General features: G+C 73.5%; 5 protein-coding genes. 3 read left to right on the top strand and 2 right to left on the bottom strand.

What is annotated here, in order from left to right; translation table 11 throughout:
* On the bottom strand, positions 1-789 hold a 789-nt coding region (locus SACPADRAFT_RS26375; RefSeq protein WP_084258353.1), incomplete at its 3' end, for an alpha/beta fold hydrolase.
* A gap of 129 nt (positions 790-918) precedes the next feature.
* Here SACPADRAFT_RS26375 and SACPADRAFT_RS0208340 point away from each other — a divergent pair.
* Both SACPADRAFT_RS0208340 and SACPADRAFT_RS0208335 read left to right on the top strand, forming a co-directional pair.
* Positions 919-1,770 carry an MEDS domain-containing protein gene (locus SACPADRAFT_RS0208340; RefSeq protein WP_007026658.1) on the top strand — a complete coding sequence of 284 codons (852 nt, stop codon included), beginning with the start codon at positions 919-921 and terminating at the stop codon, positions 1,768-1,770.
* 90 nt (positions 1,771-1,860) lie between these two features.
* Positions 1,861-2,991 (top strand): class I SAM-dependent methyltransferase, encoded by a 1,131-nt coding sequence (locus SACPADRAFT_RS0208335; RefSeq protein WP_007026659.1) that lies wholly within the window; start codon positions 1,861-1,863, stop codon positions 2,989-2,991.
* Here the strand turns inward: SACPADRAFT_RS0208335 and SACPADRAFT_RS0208330 are convergent.
* Positions 2,973-3,614, bottom strand: coding sequence for a helix-turn-helix transcriptional regulator (locus tag SACPADRAFT_RS0208330; protein ID WP_007026660.1), 642 nt, complete (start codon positions 3,612-3,614; stop codon positions 2,973-2,975). The genes SACPADRAFT_RS0208335 and SACPADRAFT_RS0208330 overlap by 19 nt on opposite strands.
* A 108-nt stretch (positions 3,615-3,722) precedes the next feature.
* On the opposite strand from SACPADRAFT_RS0208330, the gene SACPADRAFT_RS0208325 reads away from it, so the two are divergent.
* Positions 3,723-4,253 (top strand): DUF1059 domain-containing protein, encoded by a 531-nt coding sequence (locus SACPADRAFT_RS0208325; RefSeq protein WP_007026661.1) that lies wholly within the window; start codon positions 3,723-3,725, stop codon positions 4,251-4,253.
* Positions 4,254-4,396: the final 143 nt, after the last annotated feature.

Below are 4,396 nucleotides of genomic sequence, written 5' to 3'. Positions count from 1 at the left end.
GGCGAGGCCGGGGTGGTGCGGCGGGAGGTGCCCCTTGCGCGGCCACAACCGCAGATCGCCCCGGGGCAGGAGTTCGGCGGTGCGCTCGTACAGCCCGCGGCCGAAGAAGCCGTCCCGCTCACCGCCGAGCAGCAGCGTCGGCGCGGTCACCGCCCCGAGCCGGTCCCGGACGTCGGCGGCGTCCTCGGCCTCCAGCGTCGCGAGCATGTCGGAGTCCGCGGACCCGAACACCGGGGGACCGAGCGCCAGGCCGAGCAACCCGAGCGACAGCCGGGTGGGGACCCCCGTCCCCAGCGGGGTGAACAGTGCTGCCGACCCGAGCCGCACGTGTCCGGCACGGAACGCCTCCGCGGCCGCCCGTTGCGCGGCGCGCCCCAACGGACCCAGCCGGTGCGCGGCCGAGACGACCACGACGCGCCGCACCCGGTCCGGGGCGCGGGCGGCAAGGTGCAGCGCCACCGTGCCCCCGGTGGAGAACCCGAGGACGTCCACGGGGCCGTCGAAGTGCGTGTCCACCATCGCCGCGTAGTCGTCGGCGATGTCCCCCATCGTGGTCGTGGGGGGCAGGTGCGTCCGCCGGTTCACCCACCACACCTGTCGTCGTGTCGCATAGGGACGCATGGTGCGCAGGGTGAACCGCCGGTCGAACCCGGTGGGGTGGCCGTGTCGCGCACTGATCCCGGGCAGGAACAGCAGCGGCCTGCCCGAACCCGCGCTCAACCAGGCCAGTCCGGGTTCCCAGGTCCCTTCGGCGGGGTGGGTGACGGTCGGCGCCGTGGTGGTCGACATGGGTCCACGGTCGGCGGCGCGGGTGGCGGAACGGAAGAGACCTTCGCCCCACACACCGGGTCGACACGGGGCCCCACACGGGGGTGGTCGAACACTGCCGCCCGCCCACCACGGGCCTAGGCTGGTGTCATGCGCCGGTCAAGCACGCTCACCGCGCCCGTCGGCTATGGCTGGCACGACCACGCGTGTTGGTTCCACGAGGGACGGCGCAGCTGGATCGAGGCGCTCGTGCCGTTCTTCGCCGAGGGTGTCGAGCGGAACGAGCGACTGTTGTACGTGGCCGACAAGACCGAGGCCGAACTCGCGGAGGACCTCGCGGGGCTGCCCGGACGGGACGAGCTGTTGCGCTCCGGCCAGCTCGCGCTGCTGCCGTCCGCCCCGGTGCGCGGTGTGCTCGGCGGGCCGGCCGTGGCGGCGCAGCTGGACAGTGTGCGGACCGCGGCGGACGACGCGGTGGCGGCCGGGTACCGGTGTCTGCGGCTCGCGGCGGAGTCGGCGCAGTGGATCCGGGGCCGGGAAGGGGCCCACCGGTTCGTCCATTCGGAACTCGTCATGGACGAACTGGTCGCCCGGTCGCCGGTGCTGCTGCTGTGCGGGTACGACGGCAGGCTGGTGGACCCCGCGGCCGCCGCGGCGATGTCCTTCGTTCACCCGATCAGGCAGCGCCGGGTGTTCGGCGTGGAGACGGGCCTCTACGCCGACGCCGATGTCGCGGACGCCTGGCGCCTGCGCGGGGAACTCGACCTCGCCTCCCGCGAGGTCTTCGGGATCGCGTTGGACGCCCTGCCGGTGCGCCGGGAGCTGCACCTGTACCTGGAGGAGCTGACCTTCATCGACGTGGCGGGGGTGCACGCCCTCGCCGACCTCGCGAAGCGCGTCGCCCCCACCCGCGTGGTGCTGCACGACCCGCCGCGCGCGCTGACCCGCATCCTGGCACTGTCCCGGCGGGACACTCCGAAGATGCGCCTGGTCCACGCCTGACGGGGACCCGGTACCGCCGGAGCGCGCGGAGTGCGTATGGCGGTGCCCGACCCGGCGGCGTGGGCTGGAGGCACACGGAAGGAGCCCACCATGACATCGACGAAATCCCCCGACGACGTGGCGACCGCCACCACGATCGACCCGGACGTGGTCGCCGAACGCCTGGAACAGCTCGTCGGACAGGTCGTCACGGACGCGGGAGCGGCGCTCAGCGTGCCGCTCGCGCTGCTCGGTGACCGGCTCGGACTGTTCACCGCACTCGCCGAACGCGGCCCCGCGACGTCCGCGGACCTGGCCGACCGGACCGGGCTCGTCGAGCGCTACGTCCGGGAGTGGCTGCTCGCGATGGCCACCGCGGGCTACGTCACCGTGGACACCGGCGCGGACCCGGACGGGACCGCGGACCGGGTCCGCTACCGTCTCGAACCGGAGCAGGTGGAGGCGTTCACCAACCCCGACAGCCCCGGCTACGTCGCGGGTGCACTGCAGAACATCACCGCGATGACGCGGGCACTCGACCGGATCACCGAGGCGTTCCGCACCGGCGAGGGCATGGGCTGGCACGAGCACCACGAGGACCTCTTCCTCGGCACCGAGCGGTTCTTCCGCCCGGGCTACCTGGCGCACCTCACCTCCTCCTGGATCCCCGCGCTGACCGGCATCGAGGACCGGCTCCGCGCGGGTGGACGGGTGGCCGACGTGGGCTGTGGACTCGGCGCCTCCACCGTGATCATGGCGGAGGCCTACCCGGCGAGCACGTTCGTGGGAGTGGACTACCACGACACCTCGATCACACTGGCCCGGCGGCGCGCGGAGGAGGCGGGTGTCTCCGACCGGGCCACCTTCCGCACGGCCGGGGCCGGGGAACTCGACGGGACGTACGACCTGATCACGTTTTTCGACTGCCTGCACGACATGCCGGACCCGCTCGGTGCGCTCCGCGCGGCCCGGGCGTCGCTGACCGAGGGCGGCTCGGTGATGCTCGTCGAGCCGATGAGCTGGGACACGCTCGCCGAGGCGATCAACCCGCTCGGCAGGCTGCTGGCGGGGGCCTCGCTGCTGGTGTGTCTGCCCAGCGGCCTGTCCACCGAACCGGCCTACGGTCTCGGCAACCAGGCGGGCCCGACCCGTACCCGGGAACTCGCCCGTGAGGCCGGCTTCGCCGAGGCGCGGATCGCGGCCTCCACCGAGATGAACCTCGTCTACGAGCTGCGCGGATGACGGGGGCCCTGCAGGCCGGGTCGCGGGGTCTGGCCCAGCAGCCGGGCGACCGCCGCGGCCCGGCCCGCCACCTCCAGCTTGCGGTAGACGTGCTCGAGGTGTTTGGCGACGGTGCGTGGGCTGACCGCCAGTTCGTGCGCGATGGCGTCGTTCGTCCGGCCGCGCGCGACCAGCCCCACCACCTGGCGCTCGCGGACGGTCAACGGGATGTCGCCGTCGAGCCGCGGCACGGCCCGGTCCCGTTCGCGGAGCCGGCGCAGCGCCGCGGTCAACGGTGCCGCCACGACCTCCAGCACGTCGTGTTCGACGTCGGAGAACGGGTGGACCGCGCGGCCGAGGGCCACCACGGCACGCAGATCCGGCGCGGGCCGCAGGCTGAGGGTGGCCTGGAAATGCGCGCCGTCGGCGGCCGAGGGCGCCGGGTTCCGCGTGGGACGGCGGAACTCCAGCCGGCGCAGCCGTCCCGAGGTGAGGTCGACCTCGTGGTACGTCACCACGTCGCACGGCAGGATCGCCGCCAACCGGGGCAGGGACGAGTCCGCGAAGTGCTGGTGGTCGGGAACCGTGGCCACGGAGTCCACAAAGGACACCACATGGCGGACCGTGTCGAGGGGCACGTACATGGCGGGCGACCTCGCCCTCGTCGCGAGTGCGTGGAGGTGCGTATCGACCGTCGCGCGCGGACGTGGTGAAGTCAAGACGGACCGACACACGACCCGAGGAGGCACGTGATGCCGCGCAAACACCTCGACTGCAGGCGGACACCGAACGTCGCCGGATGCACGCTCACGATGAGCGGTGAGGAGGACGAACTTCTCCGCGCCGCCGTCGCACACACCGTGGACGTGCACGGGCACACCGACGACCCCGCACTGCGCGACGCCCTGCGGGCGGGCCTGCGGGACGAACCCGTGGCCGACACCGAACCGGGCGCGTTCGTCCAGCTCATCGAGTTCAGCACCGACCGGATCGACGAGGTGGAGCGGCTGACCGACGAGTGGGCCGCCGAGATCGGTGCCGACCGGAGGGCGCGGTGGGGCGTCCTCGCGGCCGACCGGGACCACGCGGGCACCTACCTGGAGATCGTCGAGTTCCCGGACGCCGAGCAGGCGCGGGCGAACTCGGAGAACCCGGCCACCGCCCGGTTCGCCGACCGGCTGCGCGGGCTGTGCGACGCCGAACCCCGTTTCGTCAACCTGGACGTCCGCGCGACGAGCACCTTCACCCCGTCCGCCGTTCCGCAGGGCACCGCGCCCGCCTGAGCGCCGTGGAGCGCGGGTGCCTCGGCACCCGCGCGGTGGGACACGGGGTCGGCGGGGTGCGGGCTCATCCGTCGGGGACCCGCACCATGCCCTCCTGGGCGACACCGGCCACGAGGCGTCCCCGACGGTCGAAGAGCCGCCCC

Origin of the sequence: Saccharomonospora iraqiensis subsp. paurometabolica YIM 90007 (genome assembly GCF_000231035.2) — a bacterium.
Taxonomy (GTDB): domain Bacteria; phylum Actinomycetota; class Actinomycetes; order Mycobacteriales; family Pseudonocardiaceae; genus Saccharomonospora; species Saccharomonospora paurometabolica.
Note: the sequence above shows the minus strand (reverse complement) of the source record. Positions and strands in the feature narration are given on the sequence as shown.

Bases quoted from the DNA above. Each gene is read 5' to 3' on its own strand.
- SACPADRAFT_RS0208340 (WP_007026658.1), top strand. From the start codon at position 919: ATGCGCCGGTCAAGCACGCTCACCGCGCCCGTCGGCTATGGCTGGCAC.
- SACPADRAFT_RS0208335 (WP_007026659.1), top strand. From the start codon at position 1,861: ATGACATCGACGAAATCCCCCGACGACGTGGCGACCGCCACCACGATC.
- SACPADRAFT_RS0208330 (WP_007026660.1), bottom strand. From the start codon at position 3,614: ATGTACGTGCCCCTCGACACGGTCCGCCATGTGGTGTCCTTTGTGGAC.
- SACPADRAFT_RS0208325 (WP_007026661.1), top strand. From the start codon at position 3,723: ATGCCGCGCAAACACCTCGACTGCAGGCGGACACCGAACGTCGCCGGA.